25 protein-coding genes and 1 tRNA gene are annotated in these 26004 nt (G+C 65.1%); 12 read left to right on the top strand and 14 right to left on the bottom strand.

Annotated elements, in window-relative coordinates; genetic code table 11:
* Window positions 1-104: 104 nt before the first annotated feature.
* The 4 genes from FHW58_RS07545 to FHW58_RS07560 all read right to left on the bottom strand — a co-directional run bounded on the left by FHW58_RS07545 (window position 105) and on the right by FHW58_RS07560 (window position 2192).
* Window positions 105-179: transfer RNA gene (locus FHW58_RS07545), tRNA-Val, on the bottom strand.
* A 50-nt stretch (window positions 180-229) separates the two neighbouring features.
* Window positions 230-946, bottom strand: a complete 717-nt coding sequence (gene dnaQ, locus FHW58_RS07550; protein WP_179672430.1) for a DNA polymerase III subunit epsilon — start codon at window positions 944-946, stop codon at window positions 230-232.
* A 33-nt stretch (window positions 947-979) separates the two neighbouring features.
* Window positions 980-1423: a ribonuclease HI gene (gene rnhA / locus FHW58_RS07555; protein ID WP_179672431.1), complete on the bottom strand. Its 444-nt coding sequence runs from the start codon at window positions 1421-1423 to the stop codon at window positions 980-982.
* Window positions 1416-2192, bottom strand: a complete 777-nt coding sequence (locus FHW58_RS07560; RefSeq protein ID WP_179672432.1) for a class I SAM-dependent methyltransferase — start codon at window positions 2190-2192, stop codon at window positions 1416-1418. Before FHW58_RS07560 ends, rnhA begins: the two co-directional genes overlap by 8 nt.
* 20 nt (window positions 2193-2212) lie before the next feature.
* Between FHW58_RS07560 and gloB the strand changes: the two genes are divergently transcribed.
* Window positions 2213-3019: a hydroxyacylglutathione hydrolase gene (gloB, locus tag FHW58_RS07565; RefSeq protein WP_179672433.1), complete on the top strand. Its 807-nt coding sequence runs from the start codon at window positions 2213-2215 to the stop codon at window positions 3017-3019.
* Between the two features lie 3 nt (window positions 3020-3022).
* Here the strand turns inward: gloB and aceB are convergent, their stop codons facing one another.
* Window positions 3023-4615 (bottom strand): malate synthase A, encoded by a 1593-nt coding sequence (gene aceB / locus FHW58_RS07570; protein ID WP_179672434.1) that lies wholly within the window; start codon window positions 4613-4615, stop codon window positions 3023-3025.
* Window positions 4616-4774: 159 nt separating this feature from the next.
* Here aceB and FHW58_RS07575 point away from each other — a divergent pair, with 159 nt between their 5' ends.
* The gene (locus FHW58_RS07575; protein WP_179672435.1) at window positions 4775-5686 is read left to right on the top strand and encodes a LysR family transcriptional regulator; all 912 of its coding nucleotides are present in this window, start codon (window positions 4775-4777) and stop codon (window positions 5684-5686) included.
* A gap of 49 nt (window positions 5687-5735) precedes the next feature.
* On the opposite strand, the gene FHW58_RS07580 is transcribed toward FHW58_RS07575, so the two are convergent.
* The 4 genes from FHW58_RS07580 to FHW58_RS07595 all read right to left on the bottom strand — a co-directional run bounded on the left by FHW58_RS07580 (window position 5736) and on the right by FHW58_RS07595 (window position 8922).
* On the bottom strand, window positions 5736-5939 hold the full coding sequence (locus FHW58_RS07580) for a cold-shock protein (protein ID WP_008448165.1): 204 nt from the start codon (window positions 5937-5939) through the stop codon (window positions 5736-5738).
* A 246-nt stretch (window positions 5940-6185) separates the two neighbouring features.
* On the bottom strand, window positions 6186-6539 hold the full coding sequence (locus tag FHW58_RS07585; protein WP_179672436.1) for an Hpt domain-containing protein: 354 nt from the start codon (window positions 6537-6539) through the stop codon (window positions 6186-6188).
* 1 nt (window position 6540) lies between these two features.
* Window positions 6541-7191, bottom strand: coding sequence for a uracil phosphoribosyltransferase (gene upp, locus FHW58_RS07590; RefSeq protein ID WP_179672437.1), 651 nt, complete (start codon window positions 7189-7191; stop codon window positions 6541-6543).
* Between the two features lie 51 nt (window positions 7192-7242).
* On the bottom strand, window positions 7243-8922 hold the full coding sequence (locus FHW58_RS07595; RefSeq protein ID WP_179672438.1) for an isovaleryl-CoA dehydrogenase: 1680 nt from the start codon (window positions 8920-8922) through the stop codon (window positions 7243-7245).
* A 74-nt stretch (window positions 8923-8996) separates the two neighbouring features.
* Between FHW58_RS07595 and FHW58_RS07600 the strand changes: the two genes are divergently transcribed.
* The 4 genes from FHW58_RS07600 (at window position 8997) to FHW58_RS07615 (ending at window position 14423) form a co-directional block, all read left to right on the top strand.
* Window positions 8997-10187, top strand: a complete 1191-nt coding sequence (locus FHW58_RS07600) for an acetyl-CoA C-acetyltransferase (RefSeq protein ID WP_179672439.1) — start codon at window positions 8997-8999, stop codon at window positions 10185-10187.
* A 2-nt stretch (window positions 10188-10189) separates the two neighbouring features.
* A complete protein-coding gene (locus FHW58_RS07605) occupies window positions 10190-11026 on the top strand; it encodes an enoyl-CoA hydratase-related protein (RefSeq protein ID WP_179672440.1) in 837 nt (278 codons plus the stop codon).
* Between the two features lie 182 nt (window positions 11027-11208).
* Window positions 11209-12930 carry a bifunctional diguanylate cyclase/phosphodiesterase gene (locus tag FHW58_RS07610; RefSeq protein ID WP_179672441.1) on the top strand — a complete coding sequence of 574 codons (1722 nt, stop codon included), beginning with the start codon at window positions 11209-11211 and terminating at the stop codon, window positions 12928-12930.
* On the top strand, window positions 12927-14423 hold the full coding sequence (locus FHW58_RS07615) for an HDOD domain-containing protein (RefSeq protein WP_179672442.1): 1497 nt from the start codon (window positions 12927-12929) through the stop codon (window positions 14421-14423). Before FHW58_RS07610 ends, FHW58_RS07615 begins: the two co-directional genes overlap by 4 nt.
* Before the next feature lie 10 nt (window positions 14424-14433).
* On the opposite strand, the gene FHW58_RS07620 is transcribed toward FHW58_RS07615, so the two are convergent.
* Genes FHW58_RS07620 through aroC form a run of 3 tightly spaced genes read right to left on the bottom strand, consistent with a single transcriptional unit; the run spans window position 14434 to window position 17730 of the window.
* Window positions 14434-15417: a cytosolic protein gene (locus FHW58_RS07620; RefSeq protein WP_179672443.1), complete on the bottom strand. Its 984-nt coding sequence runs from the start codon at window positions 15415-15417 to the stop codon at window positions 14434-14436.
* A 60-nt stretch (window positions 15418-15477) separates the two neighbouring features.
* Entirely contained in the window at window positions 15478-16632 is a 1155-nt protein-coding gene (locus FHW58_RS07625; protein ID WP_179672444.1) for an MFS transporter, read from the bottom strand.
* Window positions 16633-17730, bottom strand: a complete 1098-nt coding sequence (gene aroC / locus FHW58_RS07630) for a chorismate synthase (protein ID WP_179672445.1) — start codon at window positions 17728-17730, stop codon at window positions 16633-16635.
* A gap of 265 nt (window positions 17731-17995) precedes the next feature.
* On the opposite strand from aroC, the gene FHW58_RS07635 reads away from it, so the two are divergent.
* On the top strand, window positions 17996-20257 hold the full coding sequence (locus FHW58_RS07635) for an EAL domain-containing protein (protein WP_179672446.1): 2262 nt from the start codon (window positions 17996-17998) through the stop codon (window positions 20255-20257).
* Window positions 20258-20342: 85 nt separating this feature from the next.
* Here the strand turns inward: FHW58_RS07635 and FHW58_RS07640 are convergent, their stop codons facing one another.
* Window positions 20343-20798, bottom strand: a complete 456-nt coding sequence (locus tag FHW58_RS07640; protein ID WP_179672447.1) for a CBS domain-containing protein — start codon at window positions 20796-20798, stop codon at window positions 20343-20345.
* A gap of 178 nt (window positions 20799-20976) precedes the next feature.
* Here FHW58_RS07640 and FHW58_RS07645 point away from each other — a divergent pair, with 178 nt between their 5' ends.
* A complete protein-coding gene (locus FHW58_RS07645) occupies window positions 20977-21693 on the top strand; it encodes an alpha/beta fold hydrolase (RefSeq protein ID WP_179672448.1) in 717 nt (238 codons plus the stop codon).
* On the opposite strand, the gene FHW58_RS07650 is transcribed toward FHW58_RS07645, so the two are convergent.
* Window positions 21677-23050: a YihY family inner membrane protein gene (locus FHW58_RS07650; RefSeq protein ID WP_179672449.1), complete on the bottom strand. Its 1374-nt coding sequence runs from the start codon at window positions 23048-23050 to the stop codon at window positions 21677-21679. The genes FHW58_RS07645 and FHW58_RS07650 overlap by 17 nt on opposite strands.
* Before the next feature lie 64 nt (window positions 23051-23114).
* Between FHW58_RS07650 and wrbA the strand changes: the two genes are divergently transcribed.
* Genes wrbA through FHW58_RS07670 form a run of 4 tightly spaced genes read left to right on the top strand, consistent with a single transcriptional unit; the run spans window position 23115 to window position 25979 of the window.
* On the top strand, window positions 23115-23720 hold the full coding sequence (wrbA, locus tag FHW58_RS07655; protein ID WP_179672450.1) for an NAD(P)H:quinone oxidoreductase: 606 nt from the start codon (window positions 23115-23117) through the stop codon (window positions 23718-23720).
* A 5-nt stretch (window positions 23721-23725) separates the two neighbouring features.
* The gene (locus tag FHW58_RS07660; RefSeq protein WP_179672451.1) at window positions 23726-24133 is read left to right on the top strand and encodes a DUF2069 domain-containing protein; all 408 of its coding nucleotides are present in this window, start codon (window positions 23726-23728) and stop codon (window positions 24131-24133) included.
* Window positions 24130-25536 carry an FAD-binding oxidoreductase gene (locus tag FHW58_RS07665; protein ID WP_179672452.1) on the top strand — a complete coding sequence of 469 codons (1407 nt, stop codon included), beginning with the start codon at window positions 24130-24132 and terminating at the stop codon, window positions 25534-25536. Before FHW58_RS07660 ends, FHW58_RS07665 begins: the two co-directional genes overlap by 4 nt.
* An 11-nt stretch (window positions 25537-25547) precedes the next feature.
* Window positions 25548-25979 (top strand): DUF4124 domain-containing protein, encoded by a 432-nt coding sequence (locus tag FHW58_RS07670; RefSeq protein ID WP_179672453.1) that lies wholly within the window; start codon window positions 25548-25550, stop codon window positions 25977-25979.
* Window positions 25980-26004: the final 25 nt, after the last annotated feature.

Raw genomic sequence — 26004 nt, forward strand, 5'->3', positions numbered from 1 at the left:
GGTGGGGAAAAAGTAAATTACACTGAAAAATTACACTCAACAAAAAAGCCGATCTGTTTAAAGATCGGCTTTCTATGTAAGTGATTGATTTCACTTTGAATTCTTGGTGGGAAGTGCAAGTTTCGAACTTGCGACCCCTGCAGTGTGAATGCAGTGCTCTACCCCTGAGCTAACCTCCCGTCGAGTGCGAGCATTATAGACCTTGCCCGCAAGAAGCGCAAGAGCTGTTTTATGCCGCCACTTGCGGCGTCATCGAGGCGGTCCAGATGCACTGGCCTTTGACTGCCTTGTCCAGCCCGGCGAGCGTGTCGGCGTGGGCGGCCAGCTCCTCTTGCGACGCCGGCAGGAAGATGATCTCGGCCATGGCCACCGGTTCCAGCGCCGCGCTGAGGTCCACCACCTCTTCTTCCACGTCCATGCCCAGGCTGTTCTGGCCGCGGGTCATGGCCAGGTAGACGTCGGCCAGCAGCTCGGCGTCCAGCAGTGCGCCGTGCAGTTTGCGGTGGGCGTTGGAGATGCCGTAACGGTCGCACAGCGCGTCCAGCGAGTTGCGCTTGCCAGGATGGAGCTCCTTGGCCTGCACCAGCGTGTCGATCACGCCGCCGATGTGGTCGGTGAAGTCCGGCAGGTTGAGCAGCTTGAACTCGTGGTTCAGGAAGCCGAGGTCGAACGGCGCGTTGTGGATAATGACTTCGGCGCCCTGGATGTACGCGCGCAGCTGGTCGATGATCTCGTGGAACTTCGGCTTGTCGCTCAGGAACTCGGTGGTCAGGCCGTGGACGTTCAGCGCGCCCTCTTCCGATTCGCGCTCCGGATTGATGTAGAAGTGCAGGTTGTTGCCCGTCAGCTTGCGGTCGAGCAGCTCGACGCAGCCGATTTCCAGGATGCGGTTGCCCAGCTTGGGGTTGATACCGGTGGTTTCCGTATCGAGTACGATTTGGCGCATAGTAGTCCGAAATTAATTGCAGAGCGCAGTATATCAGCGCCCGCGCGCCACTTCCACGCCGCGATTGGCCAGCAGGTCGGCCCGCTCGTTGCCCGGGTGGCCATTGTGGCCGCGCACCCAGCGCCACTCGACGGTGTGCATTTGCTGCGCCGCGTCGAGCGCCTTCCACAGGTCGTCGTTCTTGACCGGTTCCTTGGTCGAGGTTTTCCAGCCGCGCGCCTTCCAGCCGTGGATCCACTCGCTGATGCCCTTCTGCACGTACTGGCTGTCGGTGTGCAGCACCACCGTGCACGGCCGCTTGAGCGCGCTCAGCGCTTCGATCACCGCCTGCAGCTCCATGCGGTTGTTGGTGGTGTCACGCGCGCCGCCGAAGATTTCCTTCTCGGCGTTGCCGGCCACCAGCAGCGCGCCCCAGCCGCCCAGGCCAGGGTTGCCCTTGCATGCGCCGTCGGTAAAAATTTCAACCTTATCATCCATCCTGCTGTTCCCGTTGTTTGTTTGTGACCGGCACCACCGCCGGGGCGGTTGCCGTTTTTCTGGTCCATGCCGGACCGATCAAGCGCATGCCCTTGACGCGCTTGACTGCTTGTATGATGTAGACGCCGCCGAGGTACGGCCACCAGCGCGAGCCGGCATTATCCATGAAGGCGTAGCGGTTGAGCCATTTTTCTGTGCGGCAGGCCGGCGCATAGCAGCCGAAGTGGCTCTGGCTGGCGCTCATATTCAGCAATTTTAACCAGTCTTTCATGCGCGGCATAGAGATCAGCTCCTCGGTGCGCGGCAGGAAGGAGGTGCCGCCGACGCGCCGCAGCACATGGCGCGCGCCCCACAGGCTGGCCGGATTGAAGCCGCAGATGATCACCTGCCCTTCCGGGATCAGCACCCGCTCGACCTCGCGCAGCACCTGGTGCGGGTCGGTGGAGAACTCCAGCACGTGCGGCAGCACGACCAGGTCCAGGCTTTGCGAGGCGAACGGCAGTTCGGTGTAGTCGAGCGTGAGGTCGACCGCGCGCAGCGGCGGTTGCGCGGCGCGCGGCTTGCGGTCGGCCAGCAGTTTGTAGGGCATGCGGCTGGCGGCCAGGGCGTCGATTTGCGGCATGCCGATCTGCACCGCGTTGTAGCCGAAGATATCCGCTGTTAAATTATCGAGACAGCTTTGTTCCCACGCACGCATGTACACACCTGCGGGCGTTTGCAGCCAGCCTTCCAGCGCTATAATGGATTTCTCCGACCCCGCCTTATCCATGCTTAGCCTTTAGCAATCCAATGACCATATCTTCTACTCAAGCTCTCAGTGTTCTAACGGTTCCCGCATTCCGCGACAATTATCTGTGGTTGATACATGATGGCACACATGCCGCGGTAGTCGACCCCGGCGACGCCAAACCGATCCTGGCGGCGCTCAAGGCTCACGGGCTCAAGCTCACCGCCATTCTACTCACCCATCACCATGCTGACCATATTGGCGGCGTTCCTGAATTATTACAGCATTATCAGGTTCCCGTTTTCGGTCCGCGCAACGAGACCATCGCCGCCGTCACCTTGCCGGTGGGCGAAGGCAAGATCATCGATGTGCCGGGCCTGGCGCTCAAACTGTCGGTGCTGGATGTGCCCGGCCACACGATGGGCCATATCGCCTACGTGCGCGAGGCGGCCGACGATGCGCCAACCTGGCTGTTCTGCGGCGATACGCTGTTTGCCGGCGGCTGCGGCCGGCTGTTCGAAGGGACGCCGGCGCAGATGATCAGTTCGCTGGGCAAGCTGGCGGCGCTGCCGGATGCCACGCTGGTGTATTGCGCGCACGAGTACACGCTGTCCAACCTGCGCTTCGCGCGCGTGGTGGAGCCGGACAATGTGGCGCTGCAGGAGCGCGTCAAGGTGGAAACCGACAAGCGCGAGCACGATGTGCCGACCGTGCCCAGCACCATCGGCATCGAAAAGGCCACCAACCCGTTCCTGCGTTATCGCGAGCCGGCGATAGCCGAGCAACTGGTGAAGGCCGGGCGTCTCGATCGCATCGATACGCCGCTGGCGACCTTCACCGCGCTGCGCTTGTGGAAGAACGACTTCTAAGGCTTAGATTTCTTCGTACAGCGGCAGCGTGAGGAATTCCTCAAACGCCGCCGAGGTCGACATCTGCTCGAAGATTTGCGCCGCCCGTGGGTAGGTCGGGCCGTCGCCGCCGGGCGCGGCGGCCTGCACCTTAGCCAGCTCCTCCGGAATCATCGCGCGCACCATGTCGGCGGTGACCTTGCGGCCATCGTCCAGCACGCCCTTGTCCGAGCGGATCCACTGCCACACTTGCGAGCGGCTGATTTCCGCCGTGGCCGCGTCTTCCATCAGATTGTGGATCGGCACACAGCCGTTGCCGGTCAGCCAGGCGCCCAGGTAGTGGATGCCGACGTTGATGTTGTAGCGCAGGCCGGCCTCGGTGATCGGCGTTTCCGGCTTGAAGTCCAGCAGCTGCGCGGCGCTCACGTCCACGTCGGGCCGCTGCTTGTCGATCTGGTTCGGCTTATCGCCCAGCACCTTCTTGAATTCGGCCATCGCCAGGTCGACCAGGCCCGGGTGCGCGACCCAGCCGCCGTCGTAGCCGTCGGTGGCGTCGCGCGCCTTGTCGTTGCGCACGCCGCCCATGGCAATCTCGTTTTTCTCCGGATCGTTCTTGATCGGGATCAGCGCGGCCATGCCGCCGATGGCCGGCGCGTTGCGCTTGTGGCAGGTCTTCAGCAGCAGCAAGGCGTAGGCACGCATGAACGGTGCGGTCATCGTCACCTTGGCGCGGTCGGCCAGGCAGAAGTCCTTGTCCAGCTTGAACTTTTTGATGCACGAGAAAATGTAATCCCAGCGGCCCGCGTTCAGGCCCGCGCTGTGCTCGCGCAGCTCGTACAGGATTTCGTCCATCTCGAACGCGGCCAGGATGGTTTCGATCAGCACGGTGGCCTTGATGGTGCCTTGCGGCAGGCCCAGTTCCTGCTGCGTCATCACGAAGATGTCGTTCCACAGGCGCGCTTCCAGGTGCGATTCCATTTTCGGCAGGTAGAAGTACGGGCCGGCGCCGCGCGCCAGTTGTTCCTTGGCGTTGTGGAACATGAACAGGGCAAAGTCGAAGATGCCGCCCGAGATGCGCTTGCCGTCCACCAGCACGTGTTTCTCATCCAGGTGCCAGCCGCGCGGACGCACCACCAGCGTGGCGACCTTGTCGTTCAGCTTGTAGGACTTGCCGTTCTGTTCCAGCGCGATAGTGCCGCGCACGGCGTCCTTCATGTTGATCTGGCCGGTGATCTGGTTGTCCCAGTTGGGCGTGTTGGAGTCCTCGAAGTCGGTCATGTAGCTGTCCGCGCCCGAGTTCAGGGCGTTGATCACCATCTTGCGCTCGACCGGACCGGTGATTTCCACGCGGCGGCATTCCAGCGCCTTGGGAATCGGCGCGATCTTCCAGTCGCCGCTGCGGATGTGCGCGGTTTCGGGCAGGAAGTCGGGGCGCTCGCCGGCGTCCAGCTTTTTGGCGCGCTCGACACGGACGGCCAGCAATTGCTGGCGGCGCGCCTCAAATTCGCGGCTCAGTTTGGCCACCAGCGCCAGGGCGTCCGGCGTGAGTATGGTTTCGTAGCCCGGTTTGATGTCGCCGGTGATGTGCATGCCTGCTGGCAGGGGGATGGTGGTCATACGCTGGTCTCCGTAAAAAAATATTAACGAATCGATGTCATTATAAGCTTGTTGCAATGCGGTGTTTTTATAAAGTATATTCACTCGATAGTTATGCAAACAAGACTAAAAATCACTTCATCTATGCGTTTTTGTAAAAAGTGACGGAGACAAAAATTTATGGGGCAGTTCAGGCAGATTTCCACCTTTGTCGAGGTGGTCGCACGAGGCAGCTTGTCGGCGGCAGCGCGCGCCGAGGGCATCGCGCCGGCCATGATCGGACGCCGGCTGGATGCGCTGGAGGCGCGGCTGGGCGTCAAGCTGCTGCAACGCACCACGCGCAAGCTGGCGCTGACTGACGAGGGCGCCGCCTTCCTCGAAGATTGCCAGCGCATCCTGGCCGAGCTGGAGCAGGCGGAGTCGGCCGTGGCGGAGCGCAGTGCGCACGCCACCGGCCACCTGATGATCTCGGCGCCGGCCGGCTTCGGCCGCCAGCACGTGGCGCCGCTGCTGCCCTCCTTCCTGGCCGAGCACCGCGACGTCACGGTCACGCTGAACATGAGCGACCGCGTGGTCGACATCGTTGGCGAAGGCATCGATGTGGCGATCCGCATCGCCAGCCTGTCGGATTCCAACCTGGTCAGCGTCAAGCTGGCCGACAACGAGCGCGTGGTGGTGGGCGCGCCCGCCTACCTCAAGCGCCACGGCGAACCGAAAACGCTGGCCGACCTGGCCAAACACAACTGCCTGGCCATCAGCAGCGAGGGCAGCCAGCGCGGCTGGACCTTCCGCGAAGGCGACAAGAACGTGGTGCTGAAGGTGAACGGCAACATGGCCTGCAACGACGGCCAGGTGCTGCACGAATGGGCGCTGGCCGGCAAAGGCCTGGCGTGGCGTTCGATGTGGGAAGTGGGCAGCGCGATTGAAGCCGGCAAGCTGCAGACGGTGCTCGACGGCTACGCCGCGCCGGGCAACGATATTTACGCGGTGTTTGCGCAGCGCCGCCATTTGCCGCTACGGATCCGCGCGTTTGTGGATTTCCTGCGCCACACCTACGCCCAGCCGGACTACTGGCGCAAAGTGAACAGATAAAAAAAAATCCTCGGGTACCGAGGATTTCTTGATCGTTAGATCCAGCGTATTACAGCGGCTGAATGTTCGAAGCTTGCTTGCCTTTAGGGCCGGCAGTTACTTCGAAAGAAACGCGTTGGTTCTCTTGCAGCGACTTGAAGCCAGCCGACTGAATCGCCGAGAAGTGAGCGAACAGATCTTCGCCGCCTTCGTCAGGGGTGATAAAGCCGAAACCCTTCGAGTCATTGAACCATTTTACGATACCAGTTGCCATTACAATTCCTATTTCAGTTAATTTGGGCTTGCGCCCGTGATATCGTTTTTGAGGCAAGAAATACAAACCGTACTACTCTTGAATCTAAACGATGTCGCATTATACCCATTTACGAGAGAAAAGCACGTTTTCACGAAAATAAATGCATTGCGCCGCATTTTTTGGTAGAAAACCCTCGCGTGGGCCCGTAAATGTCACTATAGACAACTAAATCGTATAGGTTTTGAGGTAGATCAAGCGCACGTTTCAATCGAAGGTAGCGGCCTTGGCGTCGCGCAACGCCCAGGCCAGCAATTTCTCCACTTCCGGCACCACCGGCGGCCAGGCGGCACTGCCGGCCAGCACCGCGCGCACCATCTGCTCGACGCGGCGCGACTCCTGTCCAAACACGGCGTAGCCAAAGGTGCCGGCCGATCCCGCCACGCCGTGCAGCACCTCGTGCAACTGGTGCAGCGCGGCCTGCGCGGGCTGGTCGCTGTCGGCCAGGCATGCGTCCAGCGCGGCGCGGATCTTGGCCAGCGTGCCGGGCACGGTGGCGGCAAATTTTTCGTTCAGCGCGGCCAGGCGGGCGCGGAAATCGGGATCGACCGGCGTCGCCATCTTATTTGGTCCCGAAGATGCGGTCGCCGGCGTCGCCCAGGCCCGGCACGATGTAAGCGTGGTCGTTCAGGTGGGAGTCCAGCGAGGCGCAGTAGATCTTCACGTTCGGGTGCGATTTCTGGAACACCTCGATGCCTTCCGGCGCCGCCACCAGCGCCAGGAAGATGATCTGGTCGTCGCCGACGCCGCGTTTTTTCAGCACGTCCACCGCGTGCACGGCCGAATTGCCGGTCGCCACCATCGGGTCGCACAGGATGAAGGTGCGCTCGGCGGTGTCCGGCAGGCGCACCAGGTATTCCACCGGCTGGTGGGTTTCCGGGTCGCGGAACACGCCGATGTGGCCAACGCGGGCCGACGGCACCAGGTCCAGCAGGCCGTCGCTCATACCGATGCCGGCGCGCAGGATGGGCACCACCGCCAGCTTGCGGCCGGCGATCACCGGGGCGTCGATGGTGGTCAGCGGGGTTTCGATGGTGCGCGTGGTCAGCGGCAGGTCGCGCGTGATTTCGTAACCCATCAGCAGCGTGATTTCCTTGAGCAGGTCGCGGAAGGTGCGGGTCGACGTATCCTTCGAGCGCATGTGGCTCAGTTTGTGCTGGATCAGCGGATGGTCGGTAATGAACAGGTTAGGAAAACGCGGATCTTGTTTCATCGGGTAGCTCTGGTTCAGATAGTTATAGCCGAATTATACAAGCCCGGCCGCCTATTCCACCAATGCCCGCGCCAGGATCGCCGCGCAGTCCACGCCCGACGGCAGCCGTCCGTAGGCGCCGCCCGGCTCGCGTTTCAGGCGCGAGGCGATGAAGGCCGACGACACGTATGCCGGCGCGTGGCGCAGCAGCAGCGCCGCCTGCACCGCCAGCACCACCCGCTCGGCGCGCACGCGGGCGCCGAACTCGTCCGGCTGCTGCTGTTGCGCCAGGTCGGCCAGCAAGGTGCTGCGGTAGGCGACGAAGAAGGTATCGCTGTTGCCGGCCTTGGCCAGCTCGGCCGCCAGCGCCTCCAGCGCTTCCGGGGACTTGCTCAACGCGCGCAGCAGGTCCAGGCACATCACGTTGCCCGAGCCCTCCCAGATCGAATTCACCGGCAGTTCGCGGTACAGGCGCGCCAGCGGACCGTCCTCGACATAGCCGCTGCCGCCGATCACCTCCATCGCCTCGGCGCCGAAGGCCGGGCCGCGCTTGCAGATCCAGTATTTGCCGGCCGGCGTCAGCACCCGCGCCAGCATGGCCTGCGCCGGGTCGGCGGACTCGTCGAAGCAGCGCGCCAGCCGCATGGCGAACACGGTGGCGGCCTCGGATTCCAGCGCCAGGTCGGCCAACACGTTTTGCATCAGCGGCTGCTCGGCCAGCGGGCGGCCGAACGCCACGCGGCGACGCGCGTGGTGCAGCGCATGGGTCAGCGCCGCCCGCATCGCGCCGGCACTACCGAGCACGCAATCGAGCCGGGTGTGGCTGCCCATTTCCAGGATGGTCGGGATGCCGCGCCCGGCCTTGCCGATCAGCCAGCCGTAGGCGCCGGTGAACTCCACTTCCGACGACGCGTTCGAGCGGTTGCCGACCTTGTCCTTGAGGCGCTGCACGCGGATGGCGTTGCGCTCGCCATTGGGCAGGTAGCGCGGCAGGAAGAAGCACGACAGGCCGGCGCTGCCTTCGCTGTCAGTCTGCGCCAGGATCAGGTGGGCATCGCTTTGCGGCGCCGAGAAAAACCACTTGTGGCCGACGATGCGGAACACCTCCTCGCCCTCCTCGCCGAACAGCGCGCGCGCCTCCGACGGCGGCACCGGCGCGGCGCGGGTGGTATTGGTGCGCACGTCCGACCCGCCCTGCTTCTCGGTCATGCCCATGCCGATCAGCGCGCCGTGCTTCTGCTCGATCGGCAGCGAGCGCGGATCGTATGCGTTGGAGAGGATTTTCGGCAGCCATTTCAGCGCGATGCGCGGCGCTTGCCTGAGCGCCGGCACCGAGGCATACGTCATGGTCACCGGGCACTGCGAACCGTTTTCCACCTGGCCGAACAGCAGGTAGCGGGCCGCGCGCGCCACCTGGGCACCGGCGCCGCCCTGCCATGGCGACGCGTGCGCGCCGTGGCTGATCAGCAGTTCCATCAGCCGGTGCCAGGCCGGATGGAATTCCACCTCGTCAATGCGGCGTCCTGCGCGGTCGAAATTATGCAGGCTGGGGCCGTAGAGGTTGGCCAGCCGCGCCAGGTCCAGCGTGTCCGCCCGGCCCAACTCGGCGCCCAGCGCCTGCAGCGAGGCGACCGCGTCCGCGCCGCCCTCGCGCACCAGCGCTTCCTGCAGCGCCGGATCGGCCGCGAACAGGTTGATGTTCTCAAACGGCGCAACAGTATTGCGCACTTCGTGGGTCTCGAAAGGCTGCATTTTGTCTCCGTTCAAATCGTTGTTGGAAGTTTTCTTGAACAATGCTCAGACTAGCATACTCAAAAGGAGTTTCCATGAGCGAGGCCTATCTTTACGAGGCGTTGCGAACGCCCTGCGGACGCGGCACGCCGGAGGGCAGCCTGCACAGCGTCAAGCCGATCGCGCTGGTCACCGGGCTGATGCGCGAGCTGCGCGAGCGCCACCAGCTCGATACCGCGCTCGTCGACGACGTGCTGCTCGGCTGCGCCACCCCGGTGGGCGACCAGGGCGCCGACCTGGCGCGCATCGCCGCGCTGGCCGCCGGCTGGGACTGGAAAGCGGCCGGCGTCCAGCTGCACCGCTTCGGCGGCGGCGGGCTGGACGCGATCAACCTGGCCGCGCAGAAAGTCCGCTCCGGCTGGGAAGACCTGGTGGTGGCCGGCGGCGTCGAATCGATGTCGCGCGTGGCGCCGGGCGCGGACGGCGGCGCCTGGTCGCTGGACCCGGCCACCAGTTTGCGCACCGGCTATGTGCCGGCCGGCGTCAGCGCCGATCTGCTGGCCACGCTTGATGGCTACCCGCGCGAGCAGTTGGACGGCTGGGCGCTGCGCTCGCAGCAACTGGCGGCCGCTGCCAGCTGTGCCGCCCTGGTGCCGGTGCGCGACCAGAACGGCGTGCTGATCCTGGACCACGACGAATGCCTGAAGCCCGCCACCAGCATCGCGGCGCTGGCCGGCCTGCGGCCCGCCTTCGACACGCCGGAATCGGCCGGCTTCGACAGCGTGGCGTTGGCCCGCCACCCGCAACTGCGGCAGATCCGCCATCTGCACACGAGCGGCAACACCGCCTGCGCCGCCGATGGCGCCGCGCTGGCCCTGATCGGCAACGCGGCGGCCGGGGCGCGGCTGGGCATCGCGCCGCGCGCCCGCATCGTCGCGGCGGCCGTGACCGGCAGCGATCCGACACTGATGCTGGCCGGCGCCGCAGCGGCCGCGCGCAAGGCGCTGCGCCACGCCGGGCTGTCGGTCCACCAGATCGACCTGTTTGAAATCGGCGAAACCTGCGCCGCCGCCGTGCTGCGCTGCGTGCGCGAACTGGAGATCGCGGCCGACAAGGTCAACCTCCACGGCGGCGCCATCGCGCTGGGCGATCCGCTGGGCGCCGGCGGCGCCATGCTGCTGGCGACGCTGCTTGACGCGCTCGACCACCGGCGCCTGCGGCGCGGCCTGGCGGCGCTGTGCACCGGCGCCGGCATGGGCGTGGCCACCATCATCGAACGGGTGTGAGCATGATCACCACCCGCCACAACGGCACCGTCGTCAGCGTGGTGCTGGCCGCGCGCGCCATCAATCCGCTGAGCCGGCTGTTCCAGCGCGAACTGGCAGCGCTGCTGGAACAGCTGGCGGCCCGGCGCGGCCAGCTGTCGGCGGTCATCCTCGGCTTTGATGCCGAAGCCGGCGCCACCAGCCACGAGCTGGAACACCTGATGGCGCTGACGCCCGCCCAGGCCGGCGACTGCATGCACATGCTGGACGCCTACAACGCGCTGCTGCAGCGGCTGGAAACGCTTGGCCTGCCCGTCATCGCCACCCTGGCGGGAGAGGTCAGCGGCCATGCGCTGGGGCTGGCGCTGGCCTGCCACCGCCGCATCGGCCAGCGCGACGTGCGCCTCAGCCTGCCGCAAGTGCGGCAGGGATTGGCGCCGGTGGGCGGCGAAATCGCCCGCGCCGTGCGCCTGGCCGGCTTGCGCGCGGCCATGCCGCTGCTGCTGGAAGGCGCCGTGCTGGATGCCGGCATGGCACAACAGGCGGGGCTGCTGCACGCCGTCGCCGCCGACGAGGCGGAACTGGCGCGGCTGGCCGCCGCCGTCCAGGGCGGCGCCGCGCGCCAGCCGTGGCGGACGCGCCAGTACCGGCTGCCCGGCGGCGAACTCGACTCCGCGCCGCTGCGGGCCCTGCTGCAGACCGCGCCGGCCCAGCTGCGCCAGCGCGCCGGCGGTCCCCATCCGGCGGCGGAAGCCATCCTGTGCGCGATGGTCGAGGGACTGCGGGTGGACTTCGACAACGCGCTGCGCATCGAGAGCCGCTACTTTTGTCAAACAGCCATCAATCGGGCGCTGCGTTAAGGCGGTTTTTCACTCTGGACAGCGGTTTTGGGGACGAACTCAACAGATTTCTTCAAAAGTCGCATGAATGTTGTCTTTTTTCATGTAATTTCACGGGCATCGGTGATACATTGCGTTCTGGTTTTGCAAGATTTGCGCCACCAAACAGTTACATGCATAAATTGAAAGAATAGATCTTCGCGATGCCAACCAGTGTTCTGCCCCAGCCGCGTCATGAATTGGATGACCTCTTGCAAGAGGCTGGTGATGTTGTGTTCCGCTTGAACCCGCTCGGCCAGCTGCTGTTTGCCAGCCAGCGCGCGCATGCCCGCATCGGCAACGCCGCGCCGCTGGAGGGCATGGCGCTGGTCAGGCTGCTGGCCGACGCCGACCAGCCGCTGCTGGCGCCGGTGCTGGCGGCCGTGCTGGAGACACGCGCCCCGCGCCTGCTGGAAGCGCGCATCAAGACCGCCGACATCGAAATCTGGCACGAACTGCGCGTCTCCCGCTACACCGGCGCCAACGGCGAGCCGGAGCTGCTGGTGGTCGGCCGCGACATGACGGTGCAGCACGCCACCGAAGAACGCCTGCGCCACATGGCCACGCACGACGCGCTGACCGAGCTGCCCAACCGCCTGCTGCTGTCCGACCGCATGCGCATGGTGATCGCCCACGCGCGCCGCTCGGGCCAGGGCTTTGCCGTCGCCTCCATCGGCCTGGACGGCTTCAAGAAGGTCAACGACGGCCTCGGCCACCCGATCGGCGACGCCCTGCTGCGCCTGGCCGCGCAGCGCCTGCGCAAGACTCTGCGCGACAGCGACACGCTGGCGCGCGTGGGCGGCGACGAGTTCGTCGCCATCCTGCCCGGCACCGCCACCGAAGCGCAGATCAAGCTGGTGACCGGCCGCCTGATCGCCACGCTGCAGTCGCCGTTTGAAATCGACTCCCACACCATCTACATCGGCGCCTCGGTCGGCGTGTCGGTCTATCCGCAGCACGGCGAGGACGAGATCCGCCTGCTGGCGCTGGCCGACGCCGCCATGTCGCGCGCCAAGGAAACCGGCAAGGCGCGCGCGGTGGTCTACAGCCAGGAACTGGCCGGGCCGCCGCAGCACGACATCTCGCTGGAAGCGGCCATGTTCCAGGCGGTGCGCGAAGGCGAATTCCTGCTGTACTACCAGCCCATCGTCGACGCCCACACGCGCGAGATCCAGGGCTTCGAGACGCTGATGCGCTGGAAGCATCCGACGCTGGGCATGGTGCCGCCGGCGCGCTTCATCCCGATTGCCGAGACCAATGGCCTGATCAACCTGCTGGGGGCGTGGGCGCTGAAGGCCGCCTGCGTGCAGCTGAAGCAGTTCGAGGAGGTGGCCAAGCGCAGTTTGTACATCTCTGTTAATATCAGTCCCCGACAATTCCGCAACGATAAATTCTTGGATGTGCTGGATGACGCGATCGCTTTCTCCGGCCTGCTTGGTGAGCAATTGGTGTTAGAAATCACAGAAGGCACACTGATGATCGACCCGGTGCATGCCGAGTCCATCCTGTCCAAAATGGCTGAACGCAAGGCGCGCATCGCGATTGACGATTTCGGCACCGGCTATTCCTCTCTCGCCTACCTGAAGCGCTTCCCGATCTCGGTGCTGAAGATCGACCGCACCTTCATCCGCGACCTGCCCGGCTCGCAGAAGGATGGCGCCATCTGCAACGCCGTGCTGGACCTGGCCAAGCACCTCGACCTGTCGGTAGTGGCGGAAGGCGTGGAAACCGAGGAGCAGTTGCAGTACCTGGAGCAGCGCGGCTGCCAGTACATCCAAGGCTACCTGACCGGCAAGCCGATGGCCGCCAACGTGGCGTTGGCGGCGCTGAAGGAAAGCATCCACGCCAAGGTGGTGCCGGCCGAACTGCGGCAGGTGCATCCATGAACAACAGCTACAAGGCCAGTACGGCGCTCGGCAACAAGACGCTGTCCGAGCTGGGCGATTGCACCCGCCGGCGCGGCGACATGCCCGGCTTCGCCAAGGCCATCACCGCCATCCTCGGCGCCATGCGCGGCGAGGACGAGCAGGAATTCAACATGACCCGCACCGTGCTGTCCGACCCGGTGCTGACGCAGAAGGTGCTGCGGCTGGCCAACAGCGGCATGTACTCGGCGTTTGGCCAGCATGTGAACACGGTGTCGAAGGCGGTGCTGGTGCTGGGCACGGAAGCCATCGGCCATCTGGCGCTGGGGCTGAAACTGATTGAAGAACTGGCGGCCGGTTCCACCGACACCACCATCGCCCACATCGAGATGGAAAAAGCGGTGCTGGCCGGGCTGGTGGCGCAGCAGATCGCCTACAGCGCCGAGAGCCGCCATGGCGAGGAAGCCGTGGTGTGTTCGATGCTGCACACGCTGGGCCGCATGATGCTGACCTTCTACATGCCGGAGCGCTGGAACGAGCTGCAGCGGCTGGCCGACCAGTCGGCGCGCTCGGTGGAGGCGGTGGCGCCGGAGTTGCTGGGCCTGAGCCTGGAGGAAGTCGGGCACGCGGCAGCTGTGCACTGGGGGTTGCCGAAGTCGCTATTGAACGGCATGCGCACGCTGGCGCCGCTGGCGCCGGGCGAAGAGATTTCGCCGTCCGACTGGATCGCCGGCCTGTCGACCATGGCCGCGCGCTGCGCCGAATCGCTGTGGCACGACGATGCGGAGGGCGCCGAGCAGGTGCGCCAGCTGACCGAGAGCTACGCCGGCATGCTGGGCGTGGAAGCGGCGAATCTGCAGCACGCCATCGAGCAGGCCAAGGTGATCGCGGCGAACGACCTGACCATCGCGCCGCTGTCGCGCCCGGCCGAGCGCCGCGCCAAGGCGCTGGCCAAGACGCGTCAGCGCGCGGCCGGCAACAAGATCCTGCTGAGCGGCTTGTCCGACATGCGCGATGTGCTGGACACCGCCAGCCCCGGCCAGATGGTGCAGATCGCGCTGGAGACGGTCTACAAGGGCCTGGACTTCTCGCGCGCGGTGGCGTTTGTACGCAACCGCAAGGAAAACAAGTACGCGGCCAAGATCAGCTTCGGCGAGGGCACGAAGGAGCTGCTGCCGTCGATGGTGTTCGACGATACCTATGAGCCGAACGTATTCCATGCGGCGCTGAACAGCGACCGCGTGATCTTCATCGAGAACGCGCATGACGCCAAGTTCTCGGCCAAGCTGCCGCTGTGGTGGCGCAGTTCGCTGGCGGAGGCGCGCAGTTTCGTGATCCTGCCGCTGTCGGCCAATGGCCAGCCGGCCGGCTTCCTGTACGGCGACTGGGACGAATCCTTCCCGCCGATCCAGCTGAGCCAGACCGAGTTCTCGCTGCTGAACGACATGCGCGCCATGGTGGTCCGCGCCGTCGAACGCCGGCATGGCGTGGCGCCGGAAGCGGTGACGCGCTGAGGGTTCGTCCTTAGCCAAACACCTGCTTGAGCGTTTGCGCCTGCGGCAGCGCGTCGCTCCAGGCCGCAAGCTGCTCGACACTCGCGCGCGCCAGCTTTTTGCGAGTAGTCTGCGACAAGGGGCCAAAACGCTGCGCGAACTGCCGCTCCAGCACCAAAGCCGCGCCTTCCTTACGGCCCTTTTCCAGCCCTTGCTCCAGCCCTTGCTCCAAGCCTTGCTTCAGGCCTATCTCTCGCCCTTTGTCGATAAAGGACTGTTCCAGCGGACTGATCCATTCCATTTTGCGCTCCTTCTCCATCTGAAGAACAGCTTGCCAGTAGCGCTCCTGATACGGCTGAGGCAAAACCATCATCCAGTTCATCACCTTGAACAGCACAATTATGCGCTCCTTGCGCCAGCCATGTTGATACAGTAGCTTGGTCAGTTGCCACTTGGCGGCGTACATCGCGTCCGGATCGCGCCGCGCTTGCTGCGTACGCACATGCGCCAGCGTGATCCAGGCGAACGGATTGTGCGAAGCCAGCAACTCATCCTGTTGTCCAGCATAATCCAGCAGTTTCGCAGTCGCAAACGAGATGCCCATCACGGTGCCCAGCACCCGATTGTGGAAAGCCTCAGGCCGCCATTGGGGATCATCGTCGGCCAGCAACACCAGGCTGGCCACAGGCTGCCGATACTCGGTGAAAATCCGGTAGTTGTAGTCGAGTACACGCCGCGCGAACAACGCGTCACGCTGCGCCTGCACTTCAATGTGGATCAGCACCCATTGCACGCCGCCATCCAGCAGGAACACTTCCACCAACTTATCGACGATCAGTCCGCCGGGCCCTGTGCCGAAGCCGATGCCCGCCAGCTCCTTGTCGCGGGAGCGCGGACGTCTTGACCAATCGATCTGCGCGCAAAGATCGGCGAAGAAAAAAGCCATGAAGGCGCGGAAAGCATGCGCCAGCGCGGTTTTCCAGGGCGAGTCATAGTGAGCGGTCGGATGAGACATCCGCCCAGTCTACGTCCGCCCCTGCCAGGCCGCATTGAGGTGCTGCAAAGCCTCGCTGGATTAATGGCGGTCGATGCGCTGCCAACGGAAGGAGAGCGTTGCCGCCACCGCGGACAGCGCCACCAGCACCGCCGCCACGTAATAGACCGATTCCGCCCCCGCGCGCTCCCACCACTGCGCCAGGAACAGGCCGCCCAGCGAGCCGCCGATGCCGTAGGAGATGCTCATGTACAGCGCCTGGCCGCGCGCCTGCAACGGCCCGGCAAACCAGCGCTGCAAGGACATCACCGACGACGAGTGATGCAGCGCGAACGTGGCCGCGTGCATCAGCTGCGCCACCACCAGCAGCCACACCTCGCGCGAGCCGGCGCCGATCATCACGAAGCGCACCACGCCGATGCCCAGCGCCAGATACATCATCCGCATCGCGCCCCAGCGCCGGAACAGCGACGCCTGAAAATAGAACAAGCTCACCTCGGCCAGCACGCCCAGCGACCACATGGCGCCGATCAGCGTCTTGCTGTAGCCGTGGCGCTCCAGGTACAGCGAATAGAAGGTGTACAGCGAGGTATGCGCCGCCACCATCAGCGCGGTGGAGGCAAAGAAGGCGATCACCTCGCGCCGCCGCAGCAGCGGCAGCAACGGCGGCGGCGCCTCCCGGTGCGCGCGGCGCGGCACGTCGCGCAGGCGGAACGCGGCGGCGATGGTGGCCACCAGCAGCCCGGCCGCGATCCACGGCAGCGTGACGATGCCGTAATGCTCCAGCGCGACCGAGGCCAGCGTCACCGACACGATAAAGCCGATCGAGCCCCACATGCGGATGCGGCCATAGTAACTGAGGTCGCCCTTCATCTCGGACAGCATCAGCGCCTCGCAGATCGGCGCCTGCCCGCTGGTGAACAGATTGAGGACGATCATGGCCAGCATGAAGTGGCCAAAGCTAGCGCCGAAGAAAAAGCCTGAGAAGCCCGCCAGCGCCGCAAAGCCGGCCATGCGCAGCACCAGCACGCGGCGGTCGTAATGATCGGCCACATAGCCCCACACATTGGGACCGACGATGCGCAGCACCTGGATCATCGACATCAGCACGCCGATCTGCGCAACCGTCATGCCCTTGTCGGCAAAGAACAGCGTCGCGTAGGTCGACCAGGTGCCCGCGTGGGCGTAATAGCAGAAGAGGAAGACAGCGAAACCGGGCGCTTGTGGGGGAACCAATTACAGCGCGATGTTTGGCGTCGACACTTTCACGTCGCCGCACTGGGCGCGGTGCATCAGCGCGTGATCGATCAGCACCAGCGCCAGCATCGCCTCGGCGATCGGCGTGGCGCGGATGCCCACGCACGGGTCGTGGCGGCCGAACGTCTCCACCATCACCGGATTGCCGGCCTTGTCGATCGACGGCCGCGGCGTGCGGATCGACGACGTCGGCTTGATGGCGATCGACACCGTGATGTCCTGGCCGGTCGACAGGCCGCCCAGCACGCCGCCGGCGTTATTGCCGACGAAGCCCTGCGGCGTCAGCGGGTCGCCATGCTCGGTGCCCTTCTGCGCCACCGACCGGAAGCCGGCGCCGATCTCCACGCCCTTGACGGCGTTAATGCCCATCATGGCATAAGCGATGTCGGCGTCCAGCTTGTCGTAGATCGGCTGGCCGAGGCCGACCGGGATGTTTTGCGCCACCACGTCGATGCGCGCGCCGATCGAATCGCCGGCCTTGCGCAGCTCGTCCATGTAGGCCTCCATGCGCGCGATGACGGCGGCGTCGCCGGTGGCGGCGAAGAACGGGTTGTCCGGCACGTGCTGGAAGTCCTGGAACGGCACCGCGATCTCGCCCAGCTGGCTCATGCAGCCCCTGAACACCGTGCCGTACTGCTGGTGCAGCCACTTCTTGGCGATCGCCGCCGCGCCGACGACGGGCGCGGTCAGGCGCGCCGACGAGCGGCCGCCGCCGCGCGGATCGCGCACGCCGTATTTGTGCCAGTAGGTGTAATCGGCGTGGCCGGGACGGAAAGTGTCGGCGATGTTGCCATAGTCCTTGCTGCGCTGGTCCTCGTTGCGGATCAGCAGCGCGATCGGCGTGCCGGTGGTCACGCCCTCGTACACGCCCGACAGAATCTCCACCGTGTCCGACTCCTGGCGCTGGGTGACGTGGCGCGAGGTGCCGGGCTTGCGGCGGTCCAGTTCCGGCTGAATGTCGGCTTCCGACAACGGCAACCCGGGCGGACAGCCATCGATCACACAACCAATCGCAGGACCGTGGGACTCGCCAAAAGTGGTTACAGAGAACAATTTGCCAAAAGTATTGCCGGACATAGGAAAAGAATCTTCGGAAAAAGGGGGAAAGTTCCTTATTCTACCAGCCAGCGCCCCGTGGCGGGCCGCCTCAATAATAATTTCCACAAAGCAATTTTAGCTTGGTAAAATATCATTCTTTTGATACAAGTATGCTGTAAGTTGTACACGGCCTGGACGCCGGCGCACGCGCCATCGCCGAAAGCGCCGGAAAACTGCATTCTTTTTGACAATCCGCTATATACTTGAACGCAAAGAACACCGAGTAATCTTGGAGAAGCTACACATGCCCGCACCGGTCACCCCCCTTGAGCAGTCCAAGGATGATCAAGACGATTTGGTATTCTTAGAAGAACATCCGGCTGCCCCCGCGACCCCGGGCGCGCGCAACGTGTGGCGCGTGATGATCATCGATGATGACGAAGACGTCCATTCGACCACCACCTTTGCGCTCGGCAACCTGGACATGCAGCACCGTCCGCTGGAGTTCGTCCACGCCTATTCCGCCGGCCAGGCGCGCGAGATGCTCAAGCACGAGCAGGAAATCGCCGTCATCCTGCTGGACGTGGTGATGGAACAGGACGACGCCGGCCTGCATCTGGTGCGTTACATCCGCGAAACGCTGAAGCTGCACGACGTGCGCATCATCCTGCGCACCGGCCAGCCCGGCTACGCGCCGGAAATCGACGCCATCCGCGATTTCGACATCAACGATTACAAGACCAAGTCCGAGCTGACCCGCATCAAGCTGTTCACCACGGTCACGGCGGCCATCCGCTCCTACGAGCAGATCCGCAAGATCAACGACAGCCGCCGCGGCCTGAACCAGATCGTCCAGGCCAGCACCGAGCTGATGACGCTGCACGGCGTGCAGAACTTCGCCGCCGGCGTGCTGACGCAGATCGGCGACCTGCTCGGCTGCGAGGCCAACGGTGTGCTGTGCGTGCAGGAATGCCCCGACGACGGCTGCCACGAGCTGATGGTGATGGCCACCGCCGGCACCTTCCGCCACCTCGACAACATCACGCTGACAGTGCGCGAGGACCCGCGCATCCACGCCGCGCTGGAGCGGGCGCTGGCCCAGCGGCGCAACGTCTACGGCCCGGATTACGTGGTGCTGTACTTTGCCGGCAAGGCCAGCCGCGACTTCGTCGCCTTCCTGGAAGTCAAACGGGCGCCGAGCGAGATCGACGAGCGCCTGCTGGAAGTGTTCTGCAGCAACGTCGCGGTCGGCCTGGACAACGTGGAACTGGTGACGCACCTGCACAACGCCGCCTTCTACGACCAGCTGTCCAAGCTGCCCAACCGCACGCGGCTGGTGGAAATCCTCGACGCCACGCTGGCCGGCCCGGCGCGCGACGAGGCCACGCTGTCGCTGGTCGACCTCGACCACTTCGCCGAAACCAACGACGCCCTTGGCCACCAGTTCGGCGACCTGCTGCTGGTGGCGGTGGCCGGCCGGCTGCAGACCGAGCTGGGCGAAAACGTCACCGTGGCCCGCATCGGCGGCGACATTTTCTGCGTGCTGGGCGATTCGGCCCAGGTCAATCCGGCGCGCATACTGTCGCTGTTCCAGCGCGGCTTCCACATCGACGGCCAGGAGGTGCAGCTGTCCGCCACGCTGGGCCTGGTGCGCCTGAATGAGCACGAGGGCAGCGGCGCCGACGCGCTGAAGGACGCCGACATCGCGCTGAAGCGCGCCAAATCGCAACAGCGCGCCGGCCACTTCTATTTCTCGCGCTCGATGGGGGTGGAAATCCGCGAACGGGTGCGCATGATGCACGCGCTGCGCACGGCGTTTGGCCAGAACCAGCTGTTCGTGGTCTACCAGCCGCAGATCGACCTGGCCACGCGCCGGCCGGTGGGCGCCGAGGCGCTGCTGCGCTGGCAGACGCCGGACGGCAAGTTCATCTCGCCCGACCGCTTCATCCCGATTGCCGAGTATTCCGGCCTGATCATCGACCTCGGCGAATGGGTGATGCGCACCGCCTGCCGCGAGCTGGTCGACCTGCGCAAGGCCGGCCACCACGATTTCATGATGTCGATCAACGTCTCGCAGGTGCAGTTCCGCCACCCGCTGTTCCTCGACATGCTGAAGCGCGCGCTGGAAGACACCGGCGCGCCGCCGCAGAACATCGAGCTGGAAATCACCGAATCGATGGCCATGGAAGAGCCGGATTTGCTGATCAAGATGCTGGGGCAGATCAAGCAGACCGGCGTCAGCATCGCGATTGACGACTTTGGCACCGGCTTCTCGTCGCTGTCCTACCTGCAACGGCTGCAGATCGACCGCCTGAAGATCGACCGCGCCTTCGTCACCGAAATCACTGGCTCGGCGCGCGGCAGCAGCATTGCGGAAATGGTGATCCAGCTGGGCCGCAACCTGGGCCTGGCGGTGATCGCGGAAGGGGTGGAAGACGAACGCCAGGCGCAAATCCTGCAAACGCTCGGCTGCCCGCTGGCCCAGGGCTTCCTGTTCGCCCGGCCCATGACCGCCAGCGCGCTGGACAGCTGGCTCAGCAACGACGCCTTGGAGGGCGCCGCCTGATAAACACCGGGGTCAGTGCCGACATTCGGACATTCGCTCGCGTGCGAGCGAATGTCCGAATGTCGGCACTGACCCCGGTTTGGGTTTAATCGGCGGCTTGCTCTGCTTCGGCCGGCCAGTCGCGGATGTAGGCTTTCAGCATGCGGTTCTCGAAGCTCTGCGCTTCCAGCACCGCGCGGGCCACGTCGTAGAACGAGATCACGCCCAGTATGGTCTTGGCATTCATCACCGGCAGGTAGCGCGCGTGTTTTTCCAGCATGATGCGGCGCACTTCGTTGACCTCGGTGTCCGGGGTCACGGTGATCGGCGCGTCGTCCATGTGCTTGCGTACCGTGCCGCCGCCCACCGAGCCTTGATTGTCGTGCAACGCGCGCAGCACTTCGCGGAAGGTCAGCATGCCCACCAGATCGCCAAATTCCATGACGACCAGCGAACCGATATCCTTCTCGGCCATGGTGTTGGCGGCGTCCGCCAGGGGTTGATCGGGGGAGATGGTGTAAAGGATGGAGCCTTTTACCTGGAGAATTTCGGAGACTTTCATGTTGGGCCGTCCTGTTCGCTGATGTGCGCTCTGTGAATGGGAGTTCTAATTGTTCTGAGCCTTGTTGCGAATGTAGCCTATGCCCGGCAAAAAAGCCAGCGCTTCGGATAAGCAAAACACAACATGCCACCGTTGCCGGGGAATACTGTAGGATAGCCGCAAAAACCGGAGACCGACAATGCCGCAGCCTGCAATCGTTCTTGTCCACGGCGCGCTCAACGACCATACCGTGTGGGCCGCACAACGCCGCCATTTGGCCCACCTGGACCATGCCGTCCACGCCATCGACCTGCCGGGACACGGCACCACGCCTGGCCCGGCGCTGACCAGCATCGGCGCGATGGCCGACTGGCTGCTGGCAAAACTGGACGCCGACGGCGTGCGGCACGCCGCGCTGGCGGGCCACAGCATGGGCGCCCTGATCGCGCTGGAAGCCGCCGCCAGGGCGCCGCAGCGCGTCACGCACCTGGCGCTGCTGGGGGCTGCCTTCCCGATGAAAGTCGCGGACACACTGCTGGACACCGCCCGCAACGACGAATCGCGCGCCATCGACATGGTCACCAAGTGGTCGCACGCGCCCGGCCATGCGGACACCGAGCCGCTGCGCCAGCTGATGCGCCGCCTGGCGGCCGCCCATCCCGCGCAACTGCTGCACACCGACCTCGCCGCCTGCAACGCCTACGACCATGGCGAAGCCGCCGCCCGCGCGGTGCGCTGCCCCACCCTGTTCCTGTTCGGCGCCAGCGACGTGATGACGCCGCCCAAAGCCGCGCGCCGTCTGACGGAGGCCATGCCGCACGCCCAAACCGTCACGCTGGACGCCGGCCACGCGATGATGGCCGAACAGCCGGACGCCGTCAGCGACGCCCTCGCCGCTTTCATAGGCAGTCGATAGGGCCGAAGTGCGCGGCCAGGGTCTTGCCCAGGCCCGCCTCCACGGCGGTTTCCACCTCGCGCGCCAGCAGGGCCGCTTCGCGCGCGGCCTGCTGGTCGCGCTCATCGTCGCCGTCCGCCACCACGCCGGCGTTGACCGGCATGCCGGCAAACACGAACAGGCGGTAGACGTCGGCCAGCAGCAGCTTCTCGGTGTTGGCCAGGATGACCCAGTTGTCGCCGTCGCTGACCCGCTTGCCCCACTGCACGCGCGGCGGCGTGGCCACCGGCACCCGGCCGACCCAGCCCTCGGCCATCATGCGCTCCAGCAGATTGTCCATTTCGTCGAAGCCGAGGCGCGTGCGTTCGCGCATCTGGCCCGCGCTGACCAGCGCCGTATCGCCGCATTTCGAGGCCACGTACAGGACCCGCAGCACCGCCATGGCGTCGACAAACTCGCCGCCCGGCTGGGCCTCGTGCCACCAGCGCTCGTATTTCACCACCGGCAGCGCGGCCGTCAGCAAGGCGCCGAACAGGGTGATCATCCACGACACGTACACCCACAGCAGGAACAGCGGCATGGCCGCCAGCGCGCCGTAAATCTTGGAATAGGTCGGAAATTGCGTGATGAAGATGGCGAAGCCGCGCTTGGCGATTTCAAACGCCAGGCCGGCCACCAGCCCGCCCCAGGCCGCGTCGTGCCAGTCAACGTCGCGGTTGGGCACCGCCACGTACAGCAGCGTGAAGGTGGCCATGGTCAGCGCGAACGACAGCACCGTATAAATCAGCGCGCCAAGGAACGGCACATGGCCGACCAGATCGCTGGTGGCCATGAACACCTGCGACGACATCGTCAGCGACACGCCGATGAACAAAGGGCCCAGCGTGACCAGCGCCCAATACACGAGTATCCGCTTGGTCCACGAGCGCTGGCCGCGCACGCGCCAGATGCGGTTGAACACCCGCTCGATCAGGTTCATCATCGCGATCGAGGTGAAGATCAGCGCTACCGCGCCCACCGCCGACAGCCGCGTGGCCTTGGAGGCGAACAGCGTCAGGTAATTGAGGATGGTGCTGGAGATTGTCTTCGGCATCACGCTCTGCACGAAGTAGGCTTCGAGCGAGCTGCGGAAGGTGTTAAACATCGGGAAGGTGGTGAAAATCGCCAGCGCGATGGTCAGCAGCGGCACCAGCGCGAACACGGTGGTGAAGGTCAGGCTGCCGGCCACCTGCGGCAGGCTCTCTTCCTGCAGGCGCCGGCGCGCGAACAGGAACAGGTCGCGCACCTCGGGCCAGGACAGCGACCGGACGGTCTGGATGCCGCTGCGGCAGCTGCGGAAGAGGTATAAGAAAACGGGGCGGAGATATTTTTCGTACATGGGCGCTATCGTATTACAACAGTGGCAATGATGCCATCCGCTAAAGCGCCCTATAATAACGCCGATGAACCATCCTAATCTGACTATTCTTGTTCTCTACTATTCCCGCCACGGCGCCACCCGCAAGCTGGCGGAGCTGATTGCCCAGGGCATCGAGAGCGTGCCGGGCTGCGATGCGCGCCTGCGCACGGTGCCAGCGGTGTCCACCGTGACCGAGGCCACCGAGCCGGACGTACCGGCCGACGGCGCCCCCTATGTCGAGCCGGAAGACCTGGCGGAATGCGCCGGCATCGCGGTCGGCTCGCCCACCCGCTTCGGCAACATGGCAGCGGCGATGAAGTATTTCTGGGACGGCACCGCCAGTCAGTGGCTGTCCGGCGCGCTGGCGGGCAAGCCGGCCTGCGTGTTCACCTCCACCGGCAGCCTGCACGGCGGCCAGGAGTCGACGCTGCTGTCGATGATGATCCCGCTGTTCCACCATGGCCTGATGGTGCTCGGCCTGCCCTACACGCATCCCGAACTGATGACCACCGCCAGCGGCGGCACGCCGTACGGCGCCAGCCACTGGGCCGGCCTCGATGGCAAAAAGGCCATCACCGAGGACGAGAAACGGTTGGCCATCGCGCTGGGCAAACGGCTGGCCGACACGGCCGTCAAACTGAACGGATAAACGCCATGGAAACCACACTGCAGAGGTATTTTCACCGCGGCGCCATCGGCAGCCTGGTGGCGTTGATCATCTTGTGCGTATTGTGGGAGATGGTGCTGGCGCCGCTGAAGCCGGGTGGCTCGTGGCTGGTGCTGAAGGCCGTGCCGCTGCTGCTGCCGCTGTACGGCGTCTGGAAGCGCGACATCTACACGCTGCAGTGGACCTCGATGATGATCCTGCTGTACTTCGCCGAGGGCGTGGTGCGCGGCTGGAGCGACACTGAAAACGTCTCGTCGTGGCTGGGCTGGGGCGAGGCGGCGGTGGTGTGCGTGTACTTTGTCTGCGCGGTGCTGTACCTGCGCCCCTACAAGCGCGCCGCCAAAAAGCTGGCGCGCGAGCTGCTGGACAAGGTCAAGATCAACACGGTCAAATGATGGCATTCCTCACGCAATGTCGTGCCATCGTAGGCGATGAGTACGTGCTCGACGCGCCATGCGACACGGCGCCCTTCCTCACCGACTGGCGCGGACGCTTTACCGGCAAAGCGCTGGCGGTGCTGCGTCCCGGCGCGGTGGAGCAGGTGGCGGCGCTGGTGCGGGCTTGCGCGGCGCATCGCGTGGCGCTGGTGCCGCAGGGCGGCAACACCGGTCTGGTGCTGGGCAGCGTGCCCGATGCCAGCGGCGCGCAGGTGGTGCTGTCGCTGACGCGGCTCAACCGCATCCGCCACGTCGATCCGGTCAACCGCACGATGACGGTGGACGCGGGCTGCATCCTACAGCAGATCCAGGAAGCCGCCGCCGCCGAGGGCTGTCTATTTCCGCTGTCGCTGGCGGCGGAAGGCAGTTGTACCATCGGCGGCAATCTCTCCACCAACGCCGGCGGCACGGCGGTGCTGCGCTACGGGAATACGCGCGAGTTGTGCCTGGGCCTGGAGGTCGTCACGCCGCAGGGCGACATCTGGAGCGGCTTGCGCGGCCTGCGCAAGGACAATACCGGCTATGATTTGCGCGATCTGTTCATCGGCGCCGAGGGTACGCTGGGCATCATCACCGGCGCGGTGCTCAAGCTGTATCCGCAGCCGAAGGCCAGCATCACCGCGCTGGCGGCATTACCCTCGCCGGCCGCCGCGCTGCAATTGCTGGTGCTGATGCAGGACCATTGCGGCGCCAGCCTGACCGGCTTCGAGCTGATGTCGCGCTACTGTCTTGATCTGGTGGCACAGCAGTTCCCGCAGTTGCCCAAGCCCTTCGCCGCGCCGCATGCGCAGTATGTGCTGCTGGAGTTGAGCAGCAGCGAATCCGAGCGGCATGCGGTCGGGCTGCTGGAGCAGGCGATCGGCGCGGCGCTGGAGCGTGGCGTCGTTGAGGATGCGGTGGTGGCTTCGTCGGTGGCGCAGTCGGCCGGGCTGTGGCAGCTGCGCGAGCATATCCCGCTGGCGCAGGCCAAGGCCGGCAAGAACATCAAGCATGACATTTCGCTGCCGGTGTCGCGCATCGCCGACTTTATCGCCGCCACCGGGCCGCAACTGGAGGCGGCGTTTCCGGGCTGTCAGCTGGTGTGCTTCGGCCATCTGGGCGACGGCAACCTGCATTACAACGTGGCGCCGCCGGCCGGCATTTCCAACCACGCGTTCCTCGCCAATCAGGAGCAGGTCAACCGCGTGGTGCATGACAGCGTGATGTCGTTCGGCGGTTCGATTTCGGCCGAACATGGCATCGGGGCGCTGAAACGCGATGAGCTGGCGCGCTACAAGTCGCCGGTGGAACTGACTATGATGCGAGCCATCAAAGCGGCATTGGACCCGCTGGGTATCATGAATCCCGGGAAAATCCTTTGACCGAGGCTGACATGAAACTGCTGATTGTTGTTGTGCTGTGGGCCGCCACGGTGGTGGCGTACGCGCAAACCGTCCACAAATGCACGTTGGATGGCAAGACCAGTTACGGCGATACGCCCTGCCCGGCCGGCGCGCAGGCCGCGACGCTGGAGACGCCAACCGCGCCACCGCGCGATGCCGCCGCGGCGGGAACGTTGCGCCGCCAGCAGAAGCAGGCGGATGCGCTGGAAAAGGCACGGCTCAAGCGCGAGGAGCGGGACGAACGCGATGCGGCGCGGGCGTCGCAGGCGGCCGCCGTCCAGCGCAAGAAGTGCGACAAGCTCAAACTCAACAAACGCTGGGCCGACGAAGACGCCCGCCGCGCCACCGGCCAGGCTACCGAAGCCGCCCGCCTGCGCGCCCATCGTGCCGGCGAAGCGATGGCACTGGAGTGTCCCCGCTGATGACCCACCACCCGCCCGATCCCGC

It is taken from the genome of Duganella sp. 1224 (genome assembly GCF_013408245.1).
Lineage (GTDB): Bacteria > Pseudomonadota > Gammaproteobacteria > Burkholderiales > Burkholderiaceae_D > Rugamonas.